Origin of the sequence: Lelliottia wanjuensis, assembly GCF_030238365.1 — a bacterium.
Lineage (GTDB): Bacteria > Pseudomonadota > Gammaproteobacteria > Enterobacterales > Enterobacteriaceae > Enterobacter > Enterobacter wanjuensis.
This window is the reverse complement of sequence record NZ_JASSOT010000063.1, coordinates 406376-430355: the sequence shown is the minus strand read 5'-3', so window position 1 is coordinate 430355 and position 23980 is coordinate 406376. Positions and strand designations below refer to the sequence as shown.

Genomic DNA, 23980 nt, shown 5'->3' with positions numbered 1-23980 from the left:
CTTTTTTTATTTGTGCCTCTTACGCAAATTCTCAATCACCGCCGTTAAATCCAGCTCCTGATCCTGGAGCAACACCAGCAGGTGATACATCAAATCCGACGCCTCATTGGTCAGCTCATCGCGATCGTGCACCGTCGCGGCCAGCGCCGTTTCAACGCCTTCTTCACCGACTTTCTGCGCGATACGCTTGGTCCCACTCGCGTACAGTTTCGCGGTGTATGAGCTCTCCGGGTCAGCGGTTTTGCGCTCTGCCAGTAGTTGTTCGAGCTGATACAGGAACAGCCACTGGTGGCTCGCGTCGCCGAAACAGCTGCTGGTACCGAGGTGGCAGGTTGGCCCGATCGGGTTTGCCAGCACCAGTAGGGTGTCGTTATCACAGTCAGGGGTAACGCTCACGACATTGAGGAAATGGCCGGACGATTCGCCCTTAGTCCACAGGCGCTGTTTAGTGCGCGAGAAAAAGGTCACTTTCCCGCTTTCAAGCGTTGTGTTCAGCGCATCCTGGTTCATATACCCCAGCATCAGCACTTCGCCGGAAACCGCATGTTGCACAACCACCGGCAATAATCCGTCCGTTTTTTCCCAGTCCAGCTGCGCCCGTTGTTGTTCAGTTAACATACCCTAATCTCCACGCCCTGATTGACCAGGAACGTTTTTAACTCGCCAATATTAATAATCTGCTTGTGGAACACGGAGGCGGCCAGCGCCCCGTCGACATCCGCGTCGCGGAAGGCTTCCAGAAAGTGTTCCATGGTTCCCGCGCCGCCGGAGGCAATCATCGGCACGCGGCATACGGCGCGCACTTTTTTCAGCTGCTCCAGATCATAGCCGTTACGCACGCCGTCCTGATTCATCATGTTCAGTACGATTTCACCCGCGCCGCGTTTTTGCACTTCCTGCACCCAGTCCAGGGTCTCCCATTGGGTGACGCGGGTGCGGTTTTCGTCGCCGGTATATTGATTGACGTGATACTTGCCGGTGGCGGCGTCATACCAGGTATCAATCCCGACCACAATGCACTGCACGCCAAAGCGATCCGCCAGGCGGGTAATCAGCTCGGGGTCCGCCAGGGCAGGGGAGTTGATGGAGATCTTGTCCGCGCCGAAGGAGAGGATCTGCGCGGCGTCTTCCGCCGATTTAATCCCGCCCGCCACGCAAAATGGAATATCAATCACTTCCGCCACGCGCTCGACCCAACTCTTATCCACCACGCGACCATCGCTGGAGGCGGTGATATCGTAAAACACCAGTTCGTCGGCGCCTTCGTCAGCGTAGCGTTTAGCCAGCGGCACGATATCGCCGATGATTTCGTGATTGCGGAACTGCACGCCTTTCACCACCTGGCCGTCGCGCACGTCCAGACACGGGATTATCCGTTTTGCCAGCATTGAATCGCCTCCGTCACAGTAAACTTCTCTTCCAGTAAAGCGCGTCCGACAATCACGCCGCGCACGCCAGTCCCGCGCAGGGCGGCGATATCCGCCAAATCACCAATGCCGCCCGAGGACTGGAACGCCACCTGCGGGTAACGGTCGCACACTTCCTGATACAGCGAGACGTTAGAGCCCGCCAGCGTGCCGTCGCGGGAGATATCCGTACACAGCACATGTTTCAGCCCGACGGGGAGGTAGATCTCGACCAGCTCTTCCAGCGTTACGCCAGAGTTTTCCTGCCAGCCGCTGACCGCCACCTGCTTATTGCCTTGCTCGTCAATGCGCACGTCAAGTGCCAGCACCAGCGCGTCGGCGCCAAAGCGGCGGAACCAGCCTTTGACCTGTTCCGGGTCTTTCACCGCCGTCGAGCCGACCACCACGCGCGCCACGCCCGCTTCCAGCAGGGCGGCAACATCCTCTTCCGTGCGCACACCGCCGCCAACCTGTACCGGAACGTTCACGCCCGCAACCAGGGTTTTCAGCAGGGATATTTGACGTTTCGCCGGGTCTTTTGCCCCCGTGAGATCGACCAGGTGCAACACTTCTGCGCCCTGGGCTGCATAATCCTGCAAACGCGGCAGCGGGTCGCTACCGTAATCGCGCTGCTGGCCGTAATCGCCCTGATGGAGACGGACAACGGTGCCGTCAATTAAATCTAATGCGGGAATGATCATCACATCTCCAGGAAGTTTTTCAGCAGCTGTGCGCCCGCCGCACCCGAACGCTCCGGGTGGAACTGCACGCCAAAGAAGTTATCTTTATTGACCGCAGCCGTGAACGGCTCGCCGTAATTGCACTGGGCGATCGTGTACGGGTTCAGCGGCATGGCGTAGCTGTGCACGAAGTAGAAGTAAGACCCGTCTTCAATGCCGCGGAACAGGCGGTCACCCGCTTTCGGATACACACGGTTCCAGCCCATGTGCGGCAGAGGCAGACCAAAATCGGTCATCTTCGGCACGTCTTCTTCAATAATGCCCAGCAGGTCCACGCCGTTGCTCTCTTCGCTACGACGCCCGAGGATCTGCATCCCCAGGCAAATGCCCAGCACCGGCTGGGTGCAGGCTTTGATCAGCTCGACCAGCTCACGCTCGTGGATCTGATCCATCGCCGCCTGTGCAGTGCCCACGCCCGGTAAAAAGAGTTTGTCGGCGCGGAGCACCACGTCAGGGTCACGGCTGACGACGGGATCGTAGCCGTGCCGGGCGATGGCAGATTTCACCGAGTTGAGGTTGGCGCATCCGGTATCCAGAATCACCACGTTCATCACAGCACTCCTTTTGACGAAGGCAGGGTATCGCCCTCCACGCGGATCGCCTGGCGGAGCGTGCGGCCAAAGACTTTGAACAGGCTTTCAACGCGGTGGTGGTCGTTTTTGCCCTTGGTTTTCAGGTGCAGCGTCACGCCCATGGTGTAAGAGAGCGAGCGGAAGAAGTGCTCGACCATCTCGGTGCTCAGGTCGCCGACGCGCTGATAGGTAAAATCAGCTTTGTATTCCAGGTGCGGGCGACCGGAAATATCCAGCGCGCAGCGGGCCAGACATTCGTCCATCGGCAGCACAAAGCCAAAACGGTTGATGCCGCGCTTATCGCCGAGAGCCAGTTTCAGGGCTTCGCCCAGTGCCAGGCCGGTATCTTCCACGGTGTGGTGATCGTCGATGTACAGATCGCCTTTCACGTTGATCTCCATACGGAATCCGCCGTGGGTCGAGATTTGATCCAGCATGTGATCGAAGAAGCCGACGCCGGTGTGGATTTTGCTGCCCCCTTCGCGGTCCAGCCACACTTTGACATCAATCTGCGTCTCTTTGGTGTTGCGCTCGACGTGGGAGTAACGGTCGCGCTTCGTCAGCTGCTCGCCAATCATCGCCCAGTTCAGTTCGTTGCGGTTAAAACGCAGACCCTGAATGCCCATGTTTTCAGCGAGCTGAATATCAGTGGCGCGATCGCCAATCACGTAGCTGTTGGATTTATCCAGCACGCCTTCGGCAAGATACCCCTCGACCAGCTTCACTTTCGGTTTGCGGCAGTCGCAATTGTCCGCCGGCAGGTGCGGGCAGATCAGCACCTCGTCAAAGGTGATGCCCTGTGAGGTGAGGATCTGCATCATCAGGTTGTGCGGGCCGTCGAAATCAGCCTGCGGGAAGCTGTCGGTGCCCAGTCCGTCCTGGTTGGTGATCATCACCAGTTTGTAGCCCGCTTTTTGCAGCTTAAGCAGAACCGGGATCACGTCAGCTTCAAAAGCCAGTTTGTCGAATCGATCGACCTGATAATCACTCGGGGGCTCGGCAATAATGGTGCCGTCGCGATCGATAAAAAGGGTCTTCTGGCTCATACTTTCTCCGCTTTCAGGGCGTCAATCACGCGCTGACTCTCTTCCCGGGTGCCCACGGTAATGCGTAAACAGCCGCTCAGGGAAGGTTGTTTGTTTTGGTCTCGTAAGATAATGCCCTGATCCCACAAAGATTTAAATACGGCGCTGGAAGCGGTGAAGCGCACCAGGATGTAATTGGTTTCCGAGTCAAAGACCTGCTCGACGCACGGCAGCGTTTTCAGAGCCGTGACCAGATACTGACGTTCCACCAGGATCTGCGCCACACGCTCGCGCATCGCATTGATACCCTGCGGAGCCAGCGCCTGGGCGGCGATGTCGGCGACCGGCGTCGAGAGCGGATACGGGGCGATGACTTTCATCAGCAGATCGATCACTTCTTTATTGGCCAGCGTGAATCCGCAGCGCAGACCGGCCAGCGCAAAGGCTTTCGACAGCGTGCGCAGCACCACCAGGTTCGGATACTCTTCCAGCCAGCCCGCGAGCGTCGCCTGCGGACAAAACTCAATATAGGCCTCATCGGCGACAACCAGCGCTTTGCCGCGCGTCATCTCCAGCAGGGTGCGGATATCCTGCGGATTGATGATTTGGCCGGTCGGGTTGTTCGGGCTGCAGACGAAAATCACTTTCACGCCGTCAAGATTCTCGGCGATGGTCGGGAGGTCGAGCTGCCAGTCATCCAGAGACAAAATGTTGCGACACTCCACGCCAAAGGTTTCGGCGCTGACGCTGTACATGCCATAGGTCGGCTGACAGTACAGCACGGCGTCTTTACCCGGCTCGCAGAAGGCGCGGATCAGCAGCTCGATGCCTTCGTCGGCCCCGCGGCTGACCAGCACTTGCTCAGGTTTCACCCCGGCATACTGGGCGTAATTCTCAATCACAGCTTTCGGCTGGCACTCCGGGTAACGGTTCAGGGTTTGCTGTGACAGTTCGAAGGCGACCGCCGTCGGGAATTCGTTGGCATTCAGCCACACATCACCGTTACCGCCCAGGCGGCGAGCAGATTGATAGGGCGTCAGTCGACGAACGTTTTCGCGGGCTAATTCTTCAATGCTCATGCTTGCTCCTTCAGGGCGGCAACGCGCAGCGTCACGGCGTTTTTGTGGGCGGTCAGGCGCTCGGCGGCGGCCAGCGTTTCAATGGTGGAGGCGAGGGCGGCAAAACCTTCGCGGGACAACTCCTGCACGGTCATGCGCTTCTGGAAATCCGCCAGCCCGAGGCTGGAACAGGTCGCGGTGTAGCCGTAGGTCGGCAGCACGTGGTTGGTGCCGGAGGCGTAATCGCCCGCGGATTCCGGCGACCAGTCACCGAGGAACACCGAACCGGCGCTGGTAATGCTGTCGACCAGAGAACGCGCGTCGCGGGTCTGGATGATCAGGTGCTCCGGGCCGTACTGATTGGAAATCGCGATGCACTGCTCAAGCGACTCCGCCACAATCAGACGGCTGGCCGACAAGGCCTGGCGCGCCGTCTCGGCACGCGGGAGTTCCGCCAGCTGGCGCTCTACCGCTTCACCCACGCGTTTTGCCATGTCGGCGTCCGGCGTCAGGAGAATCACCTGGGAATCAGGGCCATGCTCGGCCTGCGAGAGCAAGTCGGAGGCCACAAAATCCGGCGTAGCGCCGCTGTCGGCAATCACCAGCACTTCCGATGGACCGGCTGGCATATCAATCGCCGCACCGTCCAGACGCTGGCTGACCTGGCGCTTGGCTTCGGTGACATACGCATTGCCCGGCCCAAAAATTTTATCGACCTTCGGCACGGATTCGGTGCCAAAGGCGAGGGCGGAAATGGCCTGCGCGCCGCCCACTTTAAAGACTTCCTGCACGCCACACAGTTTTGCGGCATAGAGGATTTCATCGGCAATCGGCGGCGGGGAGCAGAGCACCACTTTCTGACAACCGGCGATACGCGCCGGGGTTGCCAGCATCAGAACCGTTGAAAACAGCGGAGCAGAACCGCCGGGAATATAGAGACCGACGGAGGCCACCGGGCGCGTCACCTGCTGGCAGCGCACGCCGGGCAGGGTTTCGACATCCACCACCTGCAGCTGCTGAGCAGTGTGGAAGGTATCGATGTTTTTCACCGCCACGGCCATCGCCTGTTTAATGTCATCGCCAAGACGTTCGCAGGCGTCATCAATTTCCTGGGCGGTCACTTTCAGTGCGCCGACGTCGGTCTTGTCAAACTTTGCGCTGTATTCGCGCAGGGCATCGTCACCCCGGGCTTTCACGGTGTCCAGGATCTCCGCCACGGTGCGGGTAATGCTCTCTGAGGCAGAAATAGCCGGGCGCATCAGCAGTGCACGTTGTTGTTCAGTGCTGCAGGTGTTCCAGTCGATGATGGTGTTAAAGCTCATGATCGTTTTCCTTTCTTGCCGGATGCGCTTCGCTTATCCGGCCTACGGGTCTTGTAGGCCCGGTCAGTGTGAGCGTCACCGGGCATTATGAGTGGAATTACTCCATCATCTTCTCAATCGGCAGCACCAGAATGGAACTGGCACCCAGGGCTTTCAGTTTTTCCATGGTTTCCCAGAACAGGGTTTCGCTGCTGACCATGTGCATCGCCACGCGCTGCTGGTCGCCCGCCAGCGGCAGAATGGTTGGACGTTCCGCGCCTGGCAGCAGGGCAATGACTTCATCGAGACGTTCGGTCGGAGCGTGCATCATGATGTATTTCGATTCGCGCGCCTGAATCACCCCCTGAATGCGGGTCAGCAGGCGGTCGATCAGCTGCTGTTTGGCCTCCGGCATGTCGCCGTCGCGCTGGATCAGGCAGGCTTTGGAGCGATAAATCACTTCCACTTCACGCAGACCGTTGGCTTCGAGCGTCGCGCCGGTCGAGACCAGATCGCAGATGGCATCGGCCAGACCCGCACGCGGGGCCACTTCTACAGAGCCGTTCAGCAGACAGGATTTAAACTGCACGCCTTTCTGGTCGAGGTAGCGCTTGAGCAGGTGAGGGTAAGAGGTGGCAATGCGCTTGCCGTTCAGACCGGCCGGGCCGTCCCAGGCTTCATCCACGGCGGTGGCGAGCGACAGGCGGCAGCCGCCGAAATCGAGACGACGTAGGGTGAAATAGCGCGGGTCTTCGCCCTGCGCACGGCGGGTCAGCAGCTCTTCTTCCAGCACGTTTTCGCCGATGATGCCGAGGTCAACCACGCCATCCATCACCAGGCCCGGGATATCGTCATCGCGAACGCGCAGGATGTCGATCGGCATATTCTCTGCGAGGGCAATCAGGCGCTGGGTGTGCAGGTTAATTTTAATCCCGCAGCGGGAGAGTAATTCGCGTGAATCGTCGCTCAGGCGGCCTGATTTTTGAATAGCTATGCGTAAACGTGAGTTATCTAACATTCTGTTGTCCTTATTACCCTGTCTGGATACGGTCCAAAAAAAAGCCCCCGGAAGATGATCTTCCGGGGGCTCTCTCTTGCGTTCTCGCACCACTGGAAGATCTGAATGTCTTCCAGCACACATCGCCTGAAAGACTAGTCAGGATGATGGTGATGATGGTGGTTTTTAAAAGGAACGCGTGTCATATAAATTCTCTGTGAATGCTTATGCATCTGATGTCTTTTAACCTAAACCACATTCACGGTGTAAAGCAAGGGCTTTTTTTAATCATTAATTCATTTCATATTGATGCTATGAATTGTCAGTTCCGCACTGCTGGCGTAGCCTTAAGTCAGACGCGTGAAAGCCAGGAGAAAACGCATGAAGAAGGTCGCAATTGTCGGTTTAGGATGGTTAGGCATGCCGCTGGCGATGTCGTTAACGGCGAGAGGCTGGCAGGTGACCGGCAGCAAAACCACGGTGGACGGCGTCGAGGCCGCGCGGATGTGCGGAATTGAGGGCGTCGAGTTACGCCTGGAGCCGGAGCTGGTTTGCGATACGGACGATCTCGACAGCCTGATGAACGTCGACGCGCTGGTGATTACGCTTCCCGCGCGGCGCAGCGGGCCGGGCGAGGAGTTTTACCGCCAGGCGGTGCAGGAGATTGTCGACAGCGCGCTGGCCCATCACATTCCGCGCATTATCTTTACCAGTTCGACGTCGGTGTATGGCGACGTCGAAGGGACGGTGAAAGAGAGTACCGAGCGCACGCCCGTTACCGCCAGCGGTCGGGTGCTGAAAGAGCTGGAAGACTGGCTGCATAATTTGCCGGGCACCCAGGTGGACATTTTGCGCCTGGCCGGTTTAGTCGGGCCGGAGCGTCATCCCGGTCGCTTCTTTGCCGGAAAAACGGCTCCGAACGGGCAACATGGCGTCAATCTTGTCCATCTTGAGGACGTTATCGGCGCAATTACGCTCCTGTTGCAGGCTCCTAAGGGCGGGCACATCTATAATATATGTGCGCCCTCTCATCCGGCGCGAAGCACATTTTACCCCGTCATGGCCCGACAGCTTGGGCTGGAGCCGCCGCAGTTTCGCGACGCATCCGGGGAAGGGCAAGGCAAAGTGATTGATGGCAATCGTATTTGTCGTGAACTGGGATTTGAGTATCAGTATCCCGATCCGCTGGTAATGCCAATGGAATAACCCCGCCAGCGGGTTCTATCGCACACCGTTTGGGGGCGAACATGAAACCGCTGCTGGATGTTCTCATTATCCTCGATGCACTCGAAAAAGAGGGGAGCTTTGCCGCCGCGTCGGCGAAGCTCTACAAAACCCCCTCGGCCCTAAGCTACACCGTTCATAAACTCGAAAGTGATCTCAATATTCAACTGCTCGATCGCAGCGGACATCGCGCGCGTTTCACGCGAACGGGCCAGATGCTGCTCGAAAAGGGTCGCGAAGTGCTGCACACGGTGCGCGAGCTGGAAAAGCAGGCGGTGAAGCTCCATCAGGGCTGGGAAAATGAGCTGGTCATCGGCGTGGATGATACCTTTCCCTTCTCGTTGCTCTCCCCGCTGATCGAAGCCTTTTACCAGCGCCACAGCGTGACCCGACTCAAATTTATCAACGGCGTGCTAGGCGGCTCGTGGGAGGCATTAACGCAGGGCCGGGCGGATATTATCGTCGGCGCATTACGCGACCCGCCCCAGTCGAGCGATTTTGGCTTTTCGCGTATCGGCACCCTTGAGCAGGTGTTTGTGGTGGCCCCGCATCATCCCCTGGCCCAGGAGCCAGAGCCCATTCCGCGTCGCGTAATAAAAGGCTGTCGGGCGATTGTGGTGGGTGACAGCTCTCTGCCGGAGTGCGCGGTCTCTTCCCAACTGCTCGACGATCAGGAAGCCATCACGGTGTTTGACTTCAAAACCAAGCTGGAGCTGCAAATCAGCGGGCTCGGCTGCGGTTATCTCCCGCGTTATCTGGCCCAGCGATTTATCGAAAGCGGTGCGCTGGTGGAGAAACAAGTGCTGGCGCAAACCAACAGCGAATCGGTGTGGGTAGGGTGGAATGAACAGACCGCCGGGCTTGCCAGCGCGTGGTGGCGGGATGAGATTTTAGCAAATAGTGCTATCGCTGCCGTTTACACTTTGCCCGAGGGCGGAATATCAACCGCTTAGTAAAAAGAAAAGCGCGATCGGCTTCTGAATCTATTGCCTTTTATGCCAAAGATGGGGCAAAATGCGCCGCTGCAAAAAAATGAGATTAACCGACGATATAAAAGGCGTCGGTTATTTTTTTTGCATGTAACAAACGCCATTTAAAAACAAAGAGGCCGGGCTTCGTACCGGATAGATACTTACTAAAATCCGACAGTTGTTGTCGCTGAGGAATCCAGAAAATGGGGCAATCTTTTGCTTACGCGGCGGTTTTCACCGTTAAGGAGAAATCCTGTGTCGCATAACGCTACTCCAAAAACCTCTCGCGTGGAATTACGTAAAACACTTACGTTGATTCCGGTTGTCATGATGGGCCTCGCCTATATGCAGCCGATGACGCTGTTCGATACGTTTGGTATCGTTTCAGGCCTCACTGACGGTCACGTTGCAACGGCGTATGCCTTTGCGCTGGTCGCTATTCTCTTTACGGCGTTGAGCTACGGTAAACTGGTTCGCCGTTTCCCGTCCGCAGGCTCAGCGTACACCTATGCTCAGAAATCCATTAGCCCGGCTGTTGGCTTTATGGTGGGCTGGTCATCTCTGCTGGACTACCTGTTCATGCCGATGATCAACATTCTGCTGGCAAAAATTTACTTCGAAGCGCTGGTGCCTTCCGTACCGTCGTGGATCTTCGTTGTCGCGCTGGTGGCCTTTATGACCATCTCTAACCTGCGCAGCATCAAGACCGTGGCCAACTTCAACACCCTGATCGTGATTCTGCAGATGGGCATCGTGGCGGTTATCGTCGGGATGATCATCTATGGCGTGGCGCACGGTGAAGGCGCAGGTACGCTGACCAGCACCCGTCCGTTCTGGTCTGAAGGCGCGCACGTGGTGCCGATGATTACCGGCGCGACCATCCTGTGCTTCTCGTTCCTCGGCTTCGACGGTATCTCTTCTCTGTCCGAAGAGACCAAAGACGCAGAGCGCGTGATTCCGCGTGCGATTCTGCTGACTGCGCTGCTGGGCGGCCTGGTGTTCATTGGTGCCTCTTACTTCCTGCAGCTGTACTTCCCGGACATCTCTCGCTTTAAAGATCCGGACGCGTCTCAGCCAGAAATCATGCTGTACGTGGCAGGCAAAACCTTCCAGTGGGGCGTGCTGATTTTCTCCAGCGTCACCGTACTGGCATCCGGAATGGCCGCTCACGCAGGCGTTTCTCGTCTGATGTACGTGATGGGTCGCGACGGCGTGTTCCCGACTCGCTTCTTCGGCTACATTCATCCGAAATGGCGTACTCCGGCATGGAACGTGCTGCTGGTTGGCGCGATTGCTCTGCTGGCGATCAAATTTGACCTGGTAACAGCGACGGCGCTGATTAACTTCGGTGCGCTGGTGGCCTTTACCTTTGTTAACCTCTCCGTGATCTCTCAGTTCTGGATCCGCGAGAAGCGCAACAAAACGCTGAAAGACCACTTCAACTACCTGTTCCTGCCACTGTGTGGCGCGATGACGGTGGGTGCACTGTGGATTAACCTGGAAGAGAGCTCAATGATTCTGGGCCTGATCTGGGGTGCTATCGGTCTGGTGTACCTGGCTTGCGTGACCAAAAGCTTCCGCAACCCTGTGCCACAGTACGAAGATATCGCGTAATCACTCAGCAGTGACGCAAAAAAAACCGGAGCACATGCCTCCGGTTTTTTTATGCCTGCAATCCTCAGACAATCTCTTGCGCGTACTGATACAGCGCTTTCAGCAGCGCCTGTTTCTCCGCATTGCCTTCATACTGCGTGTACAACATCTCCAGCTCCTGGGCGTACTGCTGCAAAAACTCTGGCGTAAAGACGTTACGGCGGTGCTGCAGCCAGCGCTCCTGCTCGGCTTCATCGAGGGTGCCAGGGAAGTTACGCGCCCGATAGTTAAACATCAGCTTCTCAATCCGTTTATCGGCGAAGGTGATGTCCAGCGCCGGTAAATTTTGCGGATCGGTCTGCAACACGATGTTCATAGCGGCGCGGTCGGCGTCACTGAAAAAGCCGTTATAGAGCTGCGCATCGACGTTATCTGAGGGCACAAACGGCTCGGCTTCAGCGAAAATCGCCACCACTTTGTCGCGCACCTGCGGATTCTCACGCAGCACTTTCAGGTTATCGAGGCAAAGCTGACGATTCACACCCAGCCGGTCGGCATCTTCCGGACGCAATGTATTCGCCTGCGCCAGCACCGGGCATTTGTTGATATGCACCAGCTTGACGGGCACGGCGGCGTTATCGCCCAGCTCGTTTTTCGGCGTGTACAAACGCTCGCGCAGGGTGTCGCTGTCGAGTTCCAGTAGCGGCGAAATATCACCGGCCAGATCGACCATGATCACCGCGTTGCGATTGTCAGGATGCCACGCCAGCGGCGCGACCCAGCTGGTATTCCCGCGCCAGGCACCAAACATCCCGGAGATATGCACTAGCGGTTTCATCTGCGGGACGTCAATCAGGGTCATCAGTTTCTGCTTGCTGCGATGGCTGAGCAGATAATCAAAGAGTTTTGGCTGAGCGGTCTTCACCAGCTTCGCCATAGCGATAGTGGCATACACGTCCGCCATGGCATCGTGGGCGTTGCTGTGCTCAATGCTGTTGGCGCGCGTCAGATGTTCAAGGCGGAAGCTCGGCAAACCGTCGTCATTCTCGGGCCAGGTGATTCCCTCAGGGCGCAGAGCGTAGCAGGCGCGCATAACGTCGAGCAGATCCCAGCGCGAGTTGCGGTTCTGCCAGCTCCAGGCGTAGGGATCGTAGAAATTGCGGTACAGGATATTACGCGTGACTTCATCATCGAAACGGATGTTGTTATAGCCCACCACGCAGGTATTGGGCACGGTAAACAGGTCGTGAACGCGACGGGCAAACTCGGCTTCGTTCACGCCTTTTTCGCGCGCTTCCTGCGGCGTAATGCCGGTGACCATCACTGCGCCGGGCTGGGGCAGATAGTCGTCGGCAGGCTTACAGTAAAAAACCTCCGGCTCGCCGATGATATTGAAATCCGCATCGGTGCGGATCGCCGCAAACTGCGAAGGTCGGTCCAGCGACGGGCTGGTGCCAAAGGTTTCGTAATCGTGGAAGAGAAATGTGGGGAGCGCGGCGGAATCAGACACCAGTAATACCATCCTGTTGAAAAGTGACCTGGCTATGGTAAACGATCGGCGGCGACACGCCGAACAAAAAGCGTTTTTCAGCGCCAGTTTTGCGCGCTGCCTTCCGCTAAATCTCTGCGCGCCGTCACATTTTTTTGCAATTTAAACAGGTAACGAACTGAGATTTTCCGTAAAAAGGGCAACGATTTTAAATGACCTGAGGAAATATCGTTGAAACGCCGTCTGTTTATTGCTGTTTCTTTACTCGCTTCGAGTATCACCTCCGCACTGGCTGCCGATCCCCTGGACTTCTCGCCGCAGCCGCCGGCCATTCAGGCCGGGTCCTGGGTGCTGATGGATTACACTACGGGTCAAATTTTAACGGCAGGCAACGAGCATCAACAGCGCAATCCGGCCAGTCTCACCAAGCTGATGACGGGCTATGTGGTCGATCGCGCGATCGACAGCCATCGTATTACGCCGGATGACGTCGTTACCGTCGGGCGCGATGCGTGGGCGAAGGGCAATCCGGTGTTCGACGGTTCATCGCTGATGTTCCTGAAAGCGGGCGATCGCGTGACCGTTCGCGACCTCAGCCGCGGCCTGATTGTGGACTCCGGGAACGACGCCTGTGTGGCCCTGGCGGACCATGTGGCGGGCGGTCAGCCGCAGTTCGTCAGCATGATGAACGACTATGTTGAAAAGCTAAACCTGCGCGATACGCACTTTGAAACCGTACATGGGCTGGATGCGCCGGGCCAGCACAGTTCGGCTTACGATCTGGCCGTTCTGTCGCGAGCCATCATTCACGGTGAGCCCGATTTCTATCACATGTACAGCGAAAAGAGTCTGACGTGGAACGGTATCACCCAGCAAAACCGCAACGGTCTGCTGTGGGATAAAACCATGAACGTTGACGGGCTCAAGACCGGGCACACCTCCGGGGCGGGCTTTAACCTGATTGCCTCGGCGGTGGATGGTCAACGTCGCCTGATCGCGGTAGTGATGGGGGCAGACAGCCCGAAAGGTCGCGAAGAGCAGGCCCGCAAGCTGCTGCACTGGGGGCAGCAAAACTTCGATACGGTGCAGATCCTGCGCAGCGGCAAACAGGTCGGGACGGAGCGCATCTGGTACGGCGACAAAGAGCAGATCTCTCTCGGAACGGATCAGGATTTCTGGCTGGCACTGCCGAAAGCGGAAGTCGCCAATATCAAAGCCAAATACGTGCTCGATAAAAAAGAGCTGGAAGCGCCGATTGCCGCCCATCAGCGCGTCGGGGAAATTGAGCTGTATGACCGCGATAAAGTCGTTGCCCACTGGCCGTTAGTGACCCTCGAGCCGATTGGCAAGGGCGGTCTGTTCTCCCGTCTGAGCGACTATCTGCATCACAAAGCCTGACGCCTAAAAGAGCAGACTGGCACTCCTGCGAGTCTGCTCGCATAATAAACATCTCGTGTTTGCCGGACATAACGAATCTGCTTTATAGTGTATAAATATACAGTAATAAACGGAGGCAGTATGGACTACAGCATCAAGCAGCAACCTAAGCGTAAAATTGCCGGTTTTCATCTGGTTGGCCCGTGGGAGCAAACCGTTAAACAAGGCGTTGAGCAACTGGCGATGTGGGTCGATGGCAACAAAATCGAGCCCCTCGAATGGGTGGCGGTTTATTATGACAATCCCGATGAAGTGCCCGCCGAAAAACTGCGCTGCGACACAGCCGTGACCGTGCCAGAAGATTTTCAAATCCCGGCGAATAGCGAAGGGGTGATCCTCACCGAAATCGCGGCAGGGGACTACGCCGTCGCCGTAGCGCGTGTCGAAAATCATGATTTTGGCACGCCCTGGTACAGCTTCTTCAACAGTCTCCTTGAGGACAACCGCTACGGGATCGCGCCGAAGCCTTGCTTCGAGCGCTATCTGAATGATGGCAATATAGATGGTTACTGGGATATCGAAATGTACGTTGCAGTGCAAAATAAGGCCGTTTAAGTCCGGGCCTGTTATTTGTAGGGTTTTTCTGTCGGACGTGATGCGTCCGGCAGAAAACACAGTACAATTGTGGTTTGCCGTGTAGCTGGAGAGCGGGTGTGCGTCCCGACAAATCATTAACTCCCTTTGAAATCCGTTTGTACCGGAATTACCGCGCTGTGCATGGTTGCCGCATCGCGCTGGCGTTCATTCTCACTTTCCTGCTGGTGAGGCTGTTCCACATCCCTGAGGGGACCTGGCCGCTCATCACGTTGGTGGTGATCATGGGGCCGATCTCTTTCTGGGGAAACGTGGTCCCGCGCGCTTTTGAGCGCATAGGCGGCACTATTTTTGGCTCGGCGCTGGGGCTGATTGCGCTCAAGCTGGAGCTGATTTCTCTTCCCGTAATGTTGCTGTGGTGCGCCGGGGCGATGTTCCTGTGCGGCTGGCTCGCACTCGGTAAAAAACCGTATCAGGCGCTGCTGATTGGGATCACGCTCTCAGTGGTCGTCGGTGCCCCGGCAGGCGACATGGCGACAGCCCTGTGGCGAAGCGGCGATGTAATTCTGGGTTCCCTGCTGGCAATGCTGTTTACCGGCATCTGGCCGCAGCGGGCATTCCTGCACTGGCGCATCCAGATGGCGAACTACGTCACCGCCGTTAATCGCGTCTATCAGGCAGGTTTTTCGCCCAATCTGGTTGAACGACCGCGCCTTGAAAAACATATGCAAAAAATTCTCAACGATGTCGTCAAGATGCGCGGCATTATTGCGCCTGCCAGCAAAGAGACGCACATTCAAAAATCCATCTTCGAAGCCATCCAGACCGTCAGCCGTAATCTGGTGTGTATGCTCGAACTGCAAATCAACGCCCATTGGGCATCCCGCGCCAGCCACTTCGTGCTGCTGAATGCGCACACCCTCAAGGAAACCCAGCAGATGACGCAGCAAACGCTGCTGACCATCGCTCACGCGCTGTATGAGGGGAACCCGCAGCCGATTCTGGCGAACAGCGAACGTCTGAACGAAATCACGGCAGAACTGCGGCAGCTGATCAATGACCATCAGGGTGACAATGTGGCGGAAACGCCCATCCACGGCTATGTATGGTTGAGCATGGAAATGGCGAGGCAACTGGAGCTGTTGTCGCATCTTATCTGCCGGGCGCTGCGCAAATAAAAAGCAGCCATCGCCTGTTGTGACGGCTGCTGCTTCGATTCAGCAGCGATTGGGGTTATGATAGGATCAAACGATATAGTCATTGTCATTCGCAGCGGCTGTCAGTAAGGTTATCTGTACAGCGGTTGCTTAACGAATCCGAATCTTACATTAGCAGGGGTATCAAAATGGAAACTACCAAGCCTTCGTTCCAGGATGTTCTGGAATTCGTCCGCCTGTTCCGCCGCAAAAACAAACTGCAGCGTGAAATCCAGGACGTTGAGAAGAAGATCCGTGACAACCAGAAACGTGTTCTGCTGCTTGATAACCTGAGCGACTACATCAAGCCAGGCATGAGCGTTGAAGCTATCCAGGGCATCATCGCCAGCATGAAAACCGACTACGAAGATCGCGTAGACGACTACATCATCAAAAATGCTGAGCTGTCCAAAGAGCGTCGCGACATCTCCAAAAAACTGAAAGTGATTGGCGAAATCAAGAACGGTGAAGCCAAAAGCGAGTAACTGTCGCGAAAATTGATAAGGCCTCTCTGCGAAAGCAGAGGGGCTTTTTTTTGGGCTGTTATGTGCGAGTCGGGAGGGCTACACCTTCTGAACCTTATTGCTCGTTCTTCCTGAACAAAGAACAATGCCTAAGATAATCAGCAATAACGTTAAAAAATGATAGAAATGGAACTGTTGGTTAAGTAATACGATACTCAGCAGTCCGCCAGAGATAGGGATAATATGGGTGAAAATCTCACTTCGTGTTGTCCCGAGCAATTGCACGCCTTTATTCCAGAAAACATAGGCAAGCCAGGAGGGGAATATGACCAGATAGATTGCCCCCAGCACAGGATAAAGTGAAGGCGTATGGTTGAACATAGTCAGTGAACCTGCGCTGTAACAATAAATAAAATACACAGGTACTAATATAATCGTTCCTATTAATGAGGTGAAGCCAACGAAAGCTGTATTAGTAACGCGCTTATCTTTGAGTCTGAGCAAGGCGCAATAACAGGCCCAACTTACCGCGGATATAATGGTCAGCAAGTCTCCAATACCAAATGAAGCTAAACCTCCACTATGAGCATTCGAAAAAGCAAGATAGATAACCCCCGCTGTACTTACGATGACACCTAATATATTGCGCCAGGAGATTTTCTCATGAAAAAACAGGGCATTGATCAAAAGGACAAGGCAGGGCGTACTCGAGATATAAATAGATGCATTTAATGAGCTTGTATACTGCAGGCCGATATAGAGAGTCAGTGGGAAGGTGATCTGACCAAGCAGTGCGTAGATGGCATTTATTTTTATATTACTCATCAACAAGTACCACTCTTTTGCAATGGTCCGCCAGTACAATGTAAACATCAAAACAGTGGTCAATCCCCATCTAAAAATACTGAGGGCGTAAGGGTTGATATAATGAACGAGAATGCTACCTGCAACGTAGTTTCCACCCCAAAAAATAGCTGCAAGTATCAACAGGATGTAAGGCATAATTCTTCCCTAAATTTCAACTTATCTCTGAAGAGAGTTGGCCCTGTCCATTTTGAAGGTTTTGAACGCTTTTTTTGAGTCATTTATCACAAATTTATATTTGTGATGAGAGCCGAATAAACCCTATTTGTATCCTTATGTAAGTTAAAATTTAATTGCGTTTAAAGTGAGTTATCGTTTTTAGCCGTTGATTATCACTCATGTACGAAACCCGGCACGTAATGCTATGTGATGACTGGCGGAGGTATGAAAATGCCATCTCAGAAAAGCAAAAAGCCTGCTTTAAAAGCAGGCTTTTCAAATTTGGCTCCTCTGACTGGACTCGAACCAGTGACATACGGATTAACAGTCCGCCGTTCTACCGACTGAACTACAGAGGAATCGGTTAGGAGGCTTATCTTAGCGGCGAAAAAACTTTTGTCAAACCTGATCTTACACTCGGTTGTTCAACTGCTGATTCTGTCGTCAGTTTGTCGTCATTCTCGACAATTTTTTGTGGAAAATACTTTGCAGGATTAGCGTTTCTCCCTCATCATTTGAAATGGAGTTTCAACTTTCTCTCGTTAAGGTCCATTTTGAACGTCACTTCCGCTCTGCGCCAGGCCGTTAAGCGTACGCCCTGGTATGCCAAACGTAAAAGCTATCGTGTTCTGTTCTGGCGTGAAATCACCCCCCTTGCTGTGCCTATCTTTCTGGAAAACACCTGCGTCCTGCTGATGGGCGTGCTCAGCACGTTTCTGGTGAGCTGGCTGGGCAAAGAGGCGATGGCGGGCGTGGGGCTGGCGGACAGCTTTAATATGGTGGTGATGTCGTTCTTTGCCGCTATCGACCTCGGGACAACGGTGGTGGTGGCCTTTAGTCTGGGCAAACTCGACCCGAAACGCGCACGCGAGGCGGCGCGGCAATCCCTGATGATCATGACTGTCTTCTCAATCATTCTGGCGGCGGTGATCCACTATTTCGGTCAAGAGATTATCGATATCGTGGCGGGGGAGGCAACCAATGAGGTGAAAGACCTGGCGCTGACCTACCTCGAAATGACGGTGCTGAGCTATCCGGCGGCGGCCATCGCCCTTATTGGCAGCGGCGCGTTGCGCGGTGCGGGCAACACTAAAATCCCTTTGCTGATTAACGGTGGGATGAACATCCTCAACATCATCATCAGCAGCATTCTGATTTACGGTCTTTTCTCCTGGGACGGACTAGGCTTTGTCGGTGCAGGGCTTGGGCTGACTATCTCCCGCTACATCGGCGCGATCGCCATTGTCGTGGTGCTGATGATGGGCGTAAACCCTGCGCTCAAGCTCTCGTTAAAGAGCTACTTCCGCCCGTTCAATTTCGCCATTATCTGGGAAGTGATGGGGATTGGGATCCCTGCCAGCATTGAGTCGGTGCTGTTCAACGGCGGGAAACTGCTCACGCAGATGTTTGTCGCCGGAATGGGCACCGACGTCATCGCCGGTAACTTTATTGCGTTCTCTATTGCCTCGCTGATTAACCTGCCGGGGAACGCCCTCGGGTCGGCGTCGACCATCATCACCGGTAAACGGCTCGGCAAAGGGCAGATTGCCCAGGCGGAGCGGCAGCTGCGCCACGTTTTCTGGCTGTCGACGATTGGCCTGACGATTATCGCGTGGGGAACCGCGCCGTTCGCGGGGCTGATGGCCTCGTTCTACACCCATGAGGACGACGTCAAAGAGGTAGTCAAAATCCTTATCTGGATGAACGCCGCGTTTATGCCTATCTGGGCGGCGTCGTGGGTGCTTCCTGCGGGGCTCAAAGGGGCGCGTGACGCGCGCTTTGCGATGTGGGTATCGATGCTCGGCATGTGGGGCTGTCGCGTGGTGGCGGGGTATGGGCTCGGGATTATGCTCGGGATGGGCGTGGTGGGCGTCTGGCTGGGGATGTTCCTCGACTGGGCGGTGCGCGGCGCGCTGTTCTACTGGCGTATGGTTAGCGGTCGCTGGCTGTGGAAATACCCGCGGGTCAAAGCCCAAAATGAGGCGCCTGACGCGCCTGAACGGTTGACAAGTGTGCGAACTGAGGAATAAAGCAGCAAACGAACATTTTTGTGCATTCTGTCTTTGACAATGCCGGGTGGCGTCGATAATATGCGCCCCGTTCACACGATTCCTCTGTAGTTCAGTCGGTAGAACGGCGGACTGTTAATCCGTATGTCACTGGTTCGAGTCCAGTCAGAGGAGCCATATTTAAGAAGCCTGCTCAGGAAACTGAGCGGGCTTTTTGCTTTTCTGCGTTTGGGGAAATTGCCGGGTGGCGGCTTCGCCTTACCCGGCCTACAGAATCGTACGGATTACCCCGCCTGCACGCGAATCGGCGCGGTGGCTGCAAAGAGCCACGGACGCGCATCGCTCTCGACCAGCGGCGACAACACTTCCCGCACCTGCTGATGATACTCATCCAGCCACTGCTTCTCCTGCTCGCTGAGCAGATGCAGCTCCACCTGGCTTAAATCAATCGGGATCAGCGTCAGGGAGGCAAACTTGCAGAAGCCCGGCATGCTCTCAACGATCTCCACCTGATTCTCAATGCGAATACCGTGACTGTCGGCCTGATAGTAGCCCGGCTCGATAGTGATGATATTTCCCGCCTTCAGCGGCCACGGGTTTACTTTCTTGGCAATGCGCTGCGGGTTTTCATGGATCAACAGCTGGTGCCCCACGCCATGCCCGGTGCCGTGATCGTAATCCAGCCCCAGCTCCCACAGAGGACGGCGGGCAAAGGCATCGAGCTGATGTCCCTGCGTACCCGACGGGAATTGCAGCGAGATCAGGGATAAGAAGCCTTTCAGCACCGCGATATAGTGCAGGCGCTGCTGCGCATCCAGCTTGCTGTACGCCAGCGTACGGGTCGCATCGGTGGTGCCGTTGTGATACTGACCGCCGGAATCGTTCAGATAAAAATGCCCGCTGGTGATCGCTTTATTCGAGGCGGCGCTTGAGTGGTAATGGCACATCGCGGCGTTACTGGCGGAGGCGGAGATGGTCTCGAAGCTCTGCTCGATGAATCCGCTTTGCTGCTCGCGGAACTTAAGCTGCTGCGCCTGGGCTTCCAGCTCGGTCAGCGGCTTGCCTGCAGCCTCGCGCTGCGGCACTTCACGGGACAGCCACGCGAGGAAGTTCACCCACGCGGCGCCGTCCTGCTGGTGGCATTCGCGATAGCCTTCCAGCTCAACCGGATTTTTATGCGCTTTCAGGAGCGTCACCGGATCGGCCTGCCAGAGGATCTCTCCCTGCGGCTCAATCGCAAAACGCAGCGCGACCGGTGCGGAATCCGCATCCAGCCACACGCGTTTGCCTTCGCCGAGCTGTTTGCAGCGCGACACAAAATCATCCTGCGGTGAAATCACGATCCCTTCCACGGCAGAGGCCGGCAGTTCGCGAAGCTTGTCGCCTTCGACGAACCATTCGACGTCGCCCTCGCGGCTCAGCAGCGCGAAGGAGAGCGGCACCGGGCTGGTCGGAATATCAGACCCACGCACGTTCAGCAGCCAGGCGATGTTATCCGGCATGGTCAACGCCAGATAATCCGCGCCGTTACTTTGCAACAGTTGCGCCACACGACGGCGTTTATCGGCGCTGCTTTCACCGCTCACGTCTACCGGCATCTCGCGGATCACCCCCGCCGGGGCTGCAGGACGGTCGGTCCAGAGGGTGTCGAACGGCGACGCGTCGAGGGCCACGAATTCACAGGCAGTAGCGGCCAACTGCTGATACTCGTTATGGGTCATCAGCAGCGGGTCAAACGCGATACGCGTTCCCGCGCTGGCATTGGCGTCAAGCCACTGGGCCAGCGGTTCGTTGTGCAGATGATGGATGGCAAAATCGTCCATGTTGACCTGAACGCGAGCCTGCACCTGATAGCGTCCGTCGACGAACAGCAGGGCGCGATCTTTCAGAACCAGCGCCAGCCCCGCCGAGCCGTCAAAGCCGGTCAGCCACGCCAGTTTTTCGAAATGGGGCGCGCAGTATTCGCTCTGCCACGCATCGGTGCGCGGGACGATCATCCCGTCGAGATTATTTTCCTGTAGCCACTGGCGAAGCGCCGTAAGCGGTGTGGTGGTGTGCATGATTTTTCCTTGTTGTTTTTAGCGGAACGGCGGCTCGTTAAAGGTGCGCAGTTTGCGCGAATGCAGCTTGTCGCCTTCCGCACGCAGTAAGTCGATCGCCCGAATGCCAATCTGCAGATGCTCGGAAATCGCCCCCTCGTAGAAGCGGTTAGCCTGGCCGGGGAGTTTAATCTCGCCGTGCAGCGGTTTGTCCGAAACGCACAGCAGCGTGCCGTACGGAACGCGGAAACGGTAGCCCTGGGCGGCAATGGTGGCGCTTTCCATATCGATGGCCACCGCGCGGCTTAGGTTAAAACGCAGGGCCGACGCAGAGTAGCGCAGCTCCCAGTTGCGGTCGTCGGTGGTGACCACCGTCCCCGTGCGCAGGCGCTGTTTAACCTCTTCGCCCGGCATGCCGCTCACCTGCTTGGTGGCGTCGTACAGGGCGCGCTGGACTTCGGCGATGCTCGGGATCGGGATGTCCGGCGGCAGCACCGCGTCGAGCACGTGGTCGTCGCGCAGATAGGCGTGGGCGAGAACGTAATCACCGATCAGCTGGCTTTCGCGCAGGCCGCCGCAGTGGCCGATCATCAGCCACACGTCCGGGCGCAGTACCGCCAGATGGTCGCAGATAGTTTTGGCATTCGACGGGCCGACGCCGATGTTAATCAGCGTAATGCCCTGGCCGTCGGCGGTGATCAGGTGCCAGGCTGGCATCTGATGTTTTTTCCACGCCAGATCGGAAATCGCCATCTCAGGCGCTTCGGTCTCGGCGGTGATCCAGATCCCGCCCGCGCAGGAGAGCGCCACGTACGGGCTGTCCGGATCGAGGATCTGGCTGCAGCCCCAGCGCACAAACTCATCCACGTAGCGGGTGTAGTTGGTAAACAGCACAAAGGGCTGGAAATGTTCGACCGGCGTGCCCGTGTAGTGGCGCAGTCGTGCCAGCGAGAAATCAACGCGGCGCGCATCGAAGTGCGACAGCGGGGAAAACTCCGCCGGATGGTAAATCCCGTCGGCGGTCTCATCGCCAATCTGCGACAGCTCGGTGGTCGGGAAGTGGCGCGTCAGCCCGGCACTCATCGAACGGTCCAGCGTCAGCGCCGAACCGTCAATCACGTACGGGTACGGGATTTCGTGCATCGAGGGTTCAACGGCGATATGCGCGTCGTAATCCTGATACAGCAGCGTCAGTTGCTCTTCAAGATAGGGGCGGAACAGAGAAGGGCGGGTAACGGTGGTGGAGTAGCATCCTGAATGGGTAAAGCGGGCGTAGGCACGGGTTTTTGGTGTGTTGGTGGTGCCGCCGTCCCAGGTTACCGAGAGCGAGGGATAAACAAAAAGGCCGTCGAGTCGGGCCTTTTCATCAGGAAGCGTTCCGTTTTCAATGTACTCGCTAATGGCGGTGCGCAGGGCGTTGACAGATTGCTCGTACAACGCCTCCAGCTTCTCCAGCGCCTGAGCAGGTGTCAGGCTTAAGCCCTTATTATTCATGTCTGTCTCCTTGATCCACAGATGTGCGACGTCACTCGATAGTATGTCACTCACATGTGAAAAAAAAGTCAGGACATCATCAGTGGGACTCTTTCATCAGCAGTGCCGTGGCGGCGGAGATCAGGCAGCCCGCCAGCAGGTAAATCGCCACGCTCTGCCAGTTGCCGCCAGAGAAGGTGACTAAGGCCGCGGCGATAAACGGCGTAAACCCGCCGCCGACCACGCTCGCCACCTGATAGCCCACGCCCGCGCCACTGTAGCGATAGCTCGCGCCAAACATCTCCGTAAACATCGGCTGCTGCACGCACACCACCATGTCATGGGCGATGTTGGCGAGCATAATGGCAAAGAACACAATCCAGAACATCGACTGGGCTTCGAGCGCCATAAAGAACGGCCAGGCGCTGAGGCTGCCGATCAGCGCCCCGGTGATGTAGACGCGTCGACGGCCAAACCGGTCCGCCAGCCACGCAAAGCAGGGAATACTGAAACAGCTAATTCCCCCCACCAGCAGGCCAATATTCAGAAAAAGCTCACGCGGCAGGCCGAGGTTTTGCGTCGAATAGTTCAGGGCGAAGGCGGTGACGATATACATCGTCAGCAGCTCGCACAGGCGCAGAGCGATGATCTTCAGGAACGCGCCTGGATGCTGGAGCAAGGCTTCCATCACCGGCAGACGTTTTTTCGCCACCGGTGGCTCGCTCTGCTGCTTTTCAAACTCGGCGGACTCTTCCATGCCGTTGCGGATCCACAGGGCGGCCAGCACCAGTACGATGCTGAACAGGAACGGAATGCGCCAGCCCCAGCTCAGGAACTGCTCGTCGGTGGTCATTTGGCTTATCAGAGAAACCAGCCCGGTGGAGAGCAACAGGCCGACGCCGTAACCCACCTGCACGCCGCTGCTGTAGAAGGCTTTCTTGTGTTTCGGCGCGCTTTCAACGGAGAGCAGCGCCGCGCCGCCCCATTCACCGCCCACGGCAAAGCCCTGAATGGCTCGCAGGGTCACCAGCAGGACCGGTGCCCACCAGCCGATGGTGTCGAACGACGGCAAAATACCGATCAGCGCAGTGGCGATGCCCATCATCCAGACCGTGAGCATCAGCATCCGCTTGCGGCCCAGCTTGTCGCCGAAATGACCGAAGATCACGCCGCCGAGCGGGCGAAACAGGAACCCGACGCCAAAGGTGGCAAACGCGGCGAGGGTGCCCATTGCCGGGCTGACCTGAGGGAAGAATTCGCGGTTAAATACCAGAGCGGCGGTGATGCCGTAGAGCAGAAAGTCATACCAGTCGACGACAGCTCCGGCGAAACTGCCGAGGGCGGCGCGTCGGGCGCGATTAAGCGATGGTGTCTCCTCGTTGGGGCGTTCGGAGATGAGGGTGGAGTCCATTTTTAGTCCTGTCTGTAC

At 56.6% G+C, this 23980-nt stretch carries 23 protein-coding genes, 2 tRNA genes, 1 pseudogene and 1 other annotated feature; of the genes and pseudogenes, 11 read left to right on the top strand and 15 right to left on the bottom strand.

What is annotated here, in order from left to right; all coding sequences use genetic code 11:
• Positions 1–6: 6 nt before the first annotated feature.
• The 9 genes from hisIE to hisL form a co-directional block, all read right to left on the bottom strand.
• Positions 7–618, bottom strand: a complete 612-nt coding sequence (hisIE, locus tag QQF33_RS15935; protein WP_285144134.1) for a bifunctional phosphoribosyl-AMP cyclohydrolase/phosphoribosyl-ATP diphosphatase HisIE — start codon at positions 616–618, stop codon at positions 7–9.
• Positions 612–1388, bottom strand: coding sequence for an imidazole glycerol phosphate synthase subunit HisF (gene hisF, locus QQF33_RS15930; protein WP_285144135.1), 777 nt, complete (start codon positions 1386–1388; stop codon positions 612–614). The genes hisIE and hisF overlap by 7 nt, the downstream gene beginning before the upstream one ends.
• A complete protein-coding gene (gene hisA, locus QQF33_RS15925; protein ID WP_285144136.1) occupies positions 1370–2107 on the bottom strand; it encodes a 1-(5-phosphoribosyl)-5-[(5-phosphoribosylamino)methylideneamino]imidazole-4-carboxamide isomerase in 738 nt (245 codons plus the stop codon). The genes hisF and hisA overlap by 19 nt, the downstream gene beginning before the upstream one ends.
• Positions 2107–2697 (bottom strand): imidazole glycerol phosphate synthase subunit HisH, encoded by a 591-nt coding sequence (gene hisH, locus QQF33_RS15920; RefSeq protein ID WP_282493993.1) that lies wholly within the window; start codon positions 2695–2697, stop codon positions 2107–2109. The genes hisA and hisH overlap by 1 nt, the downstream gene beginning before the upstream one ends.
• Complete coding sequence (gene hisB / locus QQF33_RS15915) at positions 2697–3764, bottom strand: bifunctional histidinol-phosphatase/imidazoleglycerol-phosphate dehydratase HisB (protein WP_285144137.1); 1068 nt, start codon at positions 3762–3764, stop codon at positions 2697–2699. The genes hisH and hisB overlap by 1 nt, the downstream gene beginning before the upstream one ends.
• Positions 3761–4822: a histidinol-phosphate transaminase gene (hisC, locus tag QQF33_RS15910; protein WP_285144138.1), complete on the bottom strand. Its 1062-nt coding sequence runs from the start codon at positions 4820–4822 to the stop codon at positions 3761–3763. The genes hisB and hisC overlap by 4 nt, the downstream gene beginning before the upstream one ends.
• Positions 4819–6123 carry a histidinol dehydrogenase gene (gene hisD, locus QQF33_RS15905; RefSeq protein ID WP_285144139.1) on the bottom strand — a complete coding sequence of 435 codons (1305 nt, stop codon included), beginning with the start codon at positions 6121–6123 and terminating at the stop codon, positions 4819–4821. The genes hisC and hisD overlap by 4 nt, the downstream gene beginning before the upstream one ends.
• Positions 6124–6220: 97 nt before the next feature.
• Positions 6221–7120, bottom strand: a complete 900-nt coding sequence (hisG, locus tag QQF33_RS15900) for an ATP phosphoribosyltransferase (RefSeq protein ID WP_282494001.1) — start codon at positions 7118–7120, stop codon at positions 6221–6223.
• Between the two features lie 35 nt (positions 7121–7155).
• Positions 7156–7279, bottom strand: a sequence feature (His leader region).
• Positions 7255–7305: a his operon leader peptide gene (hisL, locus tag QQF33_RS15895; RefSeq protein WP_099516347.1), complete on the bottom strand. Its 51-nt coding sequence runs from the start codon at positions 7303–7305 to the stop codon at positions 7255–7257. Its footprint overlaps the feature before it by 25 nt.
• Before the next feature lie 175 nt (positions 7306–7480).
• Here hisL and QQF33_RS15890 point away from each other — a divergent pair, with 175 nt between their 5' ends.
• From QQF33_RS15890 to QQF33_RS15880, 4 genes are all read left to right on the top strand, one after another.
• Complete coding sequence (locus tag QQF33_RS15890) at positions 7481–8305, top strand: SDR family oxidoreductase (RefSeq protein WP_285144140.1); 825 nt, start codon at positions 7481–7483, stop codon at positions 8303–8305.
• A 41-nt stretch (positions 8306–8346) separates the two neighbouring features.
• Positions 8347–9276: a LysR substrate-binding domain-containing protein gene (locus QQF33_RS15885; protein ID WP_282494005.1), complete on the top strand. Its 930-nt coding sequence runs from the start codon at positions 8347–8349 to the stop codon at positions 9274–9276.
• 221 nt (positions 9277–9497) lie between these two features.
• Positions 9498–9560, top strand: coding sequence for a membrane protein YoeI (gene yoeI, locus QQF33_RS25795; protein WP_350315468.1), 63 nt, complete (start codon positions 9498–9500; stop codon positions 9558–9560).
• Complete coding sequence (locus tag QQF33_RS15880) at positions 9550–10908, top strand: APC family permease (RefSeq protein WP_282494007.1); 1359 nt, start codon at positions 9550–9552, stop codon at positions 10906–10908. The genes yoeI and QQF33_RS15880 overlap by 11 nt, the downstream gene beginning before the upstream one ends.
• Positions 10909–10972: 64 nt before the next feature.
• Here QQF33_RS15880 and sbcB read toward each other — a convergent pair whose 3' ends face one another.
• Positions 10973–12409, bottom strand: coding sequence for an exodeoxyribonuclease I (sbcB, locus tag QQF33_RS15875; RefSeq protein WP_285158136.1), 1437 nt, complete (start codon positions 12407–12409; stop codon positions 10973–10975).
• Positions 12410–12607: 198 nt separating this feature from the next.
• Between sbcB and dacD the strand changes: the two genes are divergently transcribed.
• From dacD to QQF33_RS15855, 4 genes are all read left to right on the top strand, one after another.
• A complete protein-coding gene (gene dacD / locus QQF33_RS15870) occupies positions 12608–13774 on the top strand; it encodes a serine-type D-Ala-D-Ala carboxypeptidase DacD (RefSeq protein ID WP_285144142.1) in 1167 nt (388 codons plus the stop codon).
• Between the two features lie 120 nt (positions 13775–13894).
• On the top strand, positions 13895–14368 hold the full coding sequence (gene sbmC, locus QQF33_RS15865) for a DNA gyrase inhibitor SbmC (RefSeq protein ID WP_285149383.1): 474 nt from the start codon (positions 13895–13897) through the stop codon (positions 14366–14368).
• Between the two features lie 98 nt (positions 14369–14466).
• Positions 14467–15525: an FUSC family protein gene (locus QQF33_RS15860; RefSeq protein ID WP_285158135.1), complete on the top strand. Its 1059-nt coding sequence runs from the start codon at positions 14467–14469 to the stop codon at positions 15523–15525.
• Between the two features lie 167 nt (positions 15526–15692).
• Complete coding sequence (locus QQF33_RS15855; protein WP_095282548.1) at positions 15693–16028, top strand: DUF496 family protein; 336 nt, start codon at positions 15693–15695, stop codon at positions 16026–16028.
• Between the two features lie 78 nt (positions 16029–16106).
• On the opposite strand, the gene QQF33_RS15850 is transcribed toward QQF33_RS15855, so the two are convergent.
• Both QQF33_RS15850 and QQF33_RS15845 read right to left on the bottom strand, forming a co-directional pair.
• Positions 16107–17009 carry a DMT family transporter gene (locus tag QQF33_RS15850; RefSeq protein WP_285158134.1) on the bottom strand — a complete coding sequence of 301 codons (903 nt, stop codon included), beginning with the start codon at positions 17007–17009 and terminating at the stop codon, positions 16107–16109.
• Between the two features lie 304 nt (positions 17010–17313).
• Positions 17314–17389, bottom strand: a tRNA-Asn gene (locus tag QQF33_RS15845).
• 21 nt (positions 17390–17410) lie between these two features.
• On the opposite strand from QQF33_RS15845, the pseudogene QQF33_RS25880 reads away from it, so the two are divergent.
• The 3 genes and pseudogenes from QQF33_RS25880 to QQF33_RS15835 form a co-directional block, all read left to right on the top strand.
• Positions 17411–17491 (top strand): annotated as a pseudogene (locus tag QQF33_RS25880) (hypothetical protein); the annotation flags it as partial.
• A 54-nt stretch (positions 17492–17545) separates the two neighbouring features.
• On the top strand, positions 17546–19060 hold the full coding sequence (locus QQF33_RS15840; protein ID WP_285158133.1) for an EmmdR/YeeO family multidrug/toxin efflux MATE transporter: 1515 nt from the start codon (positions 17546–17548) through the stop codon (positions 19058–19060).
• An 80-nt stretch (positions 19061–19140) separates the two neighbouring features.
• Positions 19141–19216 (top strand) — tRNA-Asn (locus QQF33_RS15835).
• A gap of 107 nt (positions 19217–19323) precedes the next feature.
• Here QQF33_RS15835 and QQF33_RS15830 read toward each other — a convergent pair.
• From QQF33_RS15830 to shiA, 3 genes are all read right to left on the bottom strand, one after another.
• Complete coding sequence (locus QQF33_RS15830; RefSeq protein WP_285158132.1) at positions 19324–21099, bottom strand: aminopeptidase P family protein; 1776 nt, start codon at positions 21097–21099, stop codon at positions 19324–19326.
• Between the two features lie 18 nt (positions 21100–21117).
• The gene (locus QQF33_RS15825) at positions 21118–22572 is read right to left on the bottom strand and encodes an AMP nucleosidase (protein ID WP_282494019.1); all 1455 of its coding nucleotides are present in this window, start codon (positions 22570–22572) and stop codon (positions 21118–21120) included.
• A gap of 79 nt (positions 22573–22651) precedes the next feature.
• Positions 22652–23962 (bottom strand): shikimate transporter, encoded by a 1311-nt coding sequence (shiA, locus tag QQF33_RS15820; protein WP_285158131.1) that lies wholly within the window; start codon positions 23960–23962, stop codon positions 22652–22654.
• Between the last annotated feature and the right edge of the window lie 18 nt (positions 23963–23980).

Coding starts and splice junctions, on each gene's coding strand:
- hisH (WP_282493993.1), bottom strand. CDS start 2,697: ATGAACGTGGTGATTCTGGATACCGGATGCGCCAACCTCAACTCGGTG.
- QQF33_RS15885 (WP_282494005.1), top strand. CDS start 8,347: ATGAAACCGCTGCTGGATGTTCTCATTATCCTCGATGCACTCGAAAAA.
- hisC (WP_285144138.1), bottom strand. CDS start 4,822: ATGAGCATTGAAGAATTAGCCCGCGAAAACGTTCGTCGACTGACGCCC.
- sbmC (WP_285149383.1), top strand. CDS start 13,895: ATGGACTACAGCATCAAGCAGCAACCTAAGCGTAAAATTGCCGGTTTT.
- QQF33_RS15830 (WP_285158132.1), bottom strand. CDS start 21,099: ATGCACACCACCACACCGCTTACGGCGCTTCGCCAGTGGCTACAGGAA.
- shiA (WP_285158131.1), bottom strand. CDS start 23,962: ATGGACTCCACCCTCATCTCCGAACGCCCCAACGAGGAGACACCATCG.
- hisD (WP_285144139.1), bottom strand. CDS start 6,123: ATGAGCTTTAACACCATCATCGACTGGAACACCTGCAGCACTGAACAA.
- sbcB (WP_285158136.1), bottom strand. CDS start 12,409: ATGGTATTACTGGTGTCTGATTCCGCCGCGCTCCCCACATTTCTCTTC.
- QQF33_RS15890 (WP_285144140.1), top strand. CDS start 7,481: ATGAAGAAGGTCGCAATTGTCGGTTTAGGATGGTTAGGCATGCCGCTG.
- QQF33_RS15825 (WP_282494019.1), bottom strand. CDS start 22,572: ATGAATAATAAGGGCTTAAGCCTGACACCTGCTCAGGCGCTGGAGAAG.
- hisG (WP_282494001.1), bottom strand. CDS start 7,120: ATGTTAGATAACTCACGTTTACGCATAGCTATTCAAAAATCAGGCCGC.
- QQF33_RS15855 (WP_095282548.1), top strand. CDS start 15,693: ATGGAAACTACCAAGCCTTCGTTCCAGGATGTTCTGGAATTCGTCCGC.
- hisB (WP_285144137.1), bottom strand. CDS start 3,764: ATGAGCCAGAAGACCCTTTTTATCGATCGCGACGGCACCATTATTGCC.
- hisA (WP_285144136.1), bottom strand. CDS start 2,107: ATGATCATTCCCGCATTAGATTTAATTGACGGCACCGTTGTCCGTCTC.
- hisIE (WP_285144134.1), bottom strand. CDS start 618: ATGTTAACTGAACAACAACGGGCGCAGCTGGACTGGGAAAAAACGGAC.
- QQF33_RS15850 (WP_285158134.1), bottom strand. CDS start 17,009: ATGCCTTACATCCTGTTGATACTTGCAGCTATTTTTTGGGGTGGAAAC.
- hisF (WP_285144135.1), bottom strand. CDS start 1,388: ATGCTGGCAAAACGGATAATCCCGTGTCTGGACGTGCGCGACGGCCAG.